Source organism: Acinetobacter sp. S4400-12 (assembly GCF_024129495.1).
GTDB classification, from domain to species: domain Bacteria; phylum Pseudomonadota; class Gammaproteobacteria; order Pseudomonadales; family Moraxellaceae; genus Acinetobacter; species Acinetobacter lwoffii_C.
The window spans coordinates 1-649 of the sequence record NZ_JAMXYB010000103.1 but is presented as its reverse complement, the minus strand read 5'-3'; the positions used below and the strand labels follow the sequence as shown (position 1 = coordinate 649).

At 24.7% G+C, this 649-nt stretch carries 1 pseudogene; it reads left to right on the top strand.

Features of this window, described 5'->3' with window-relative positions:
* Positions 1-227: 227 nt before the first annotated feature.
* Positions 228-649 (top strand): annotated as a pseudogene (locus tag NI461_RS14095) (hypothetical protein); the annotation flags it as partial.

Genomic DNA, 649 nt, shown 5'->3' with positions numbered 1-649 from the left:
TATGCTTCATTGTGCGCATATCAATTGAGCCACAGAAATAAGCCAACCATTCGAGTAATCGAATAGTTGGCTTAAACAGGATTCAGGTTAAATATGGAGTAATTTCTGATGGTAATGTTGGTTACCATGAGTCTAAAACAAATAAGGCAAACAAACATTCTACTGAAAAAGTTAAAGTTATATTTGAAAAAATATATACTTATCATTTGAATAAATAGGTTTTAAATATGAAGTTTAAGATAATTCTATTATTATTTAGTCTATTATTTTCAAGTTATATATATTCAAAAGAAAATATATTAATAGATTCAAGTAATATATCAAGATGTCATTTTGAAGGTGAAAATATTGATTTTTGTTCAAAGGATAAAATTGAAATTTATAATAAACATATTAAAGATTTTCCTAATTTTTCAAATGATAAAATATTATTAATTTTGAATCATATTAGAGATTCGGGAAAGGGTGACAGTAGATTTGTTAAAATTATAGTTATATTAGATCCTAAAGTAAAAAGAATAACTCCTCTACCTCAGATGGTGGGTAATTTTGTTGATAGTAAATTGAGAGCGATTAATGATGATCCTGCTATTATAAAATATAGTAAGAACGATAATAAAATTTGTTTATCAGGAACTACCTATTTTTT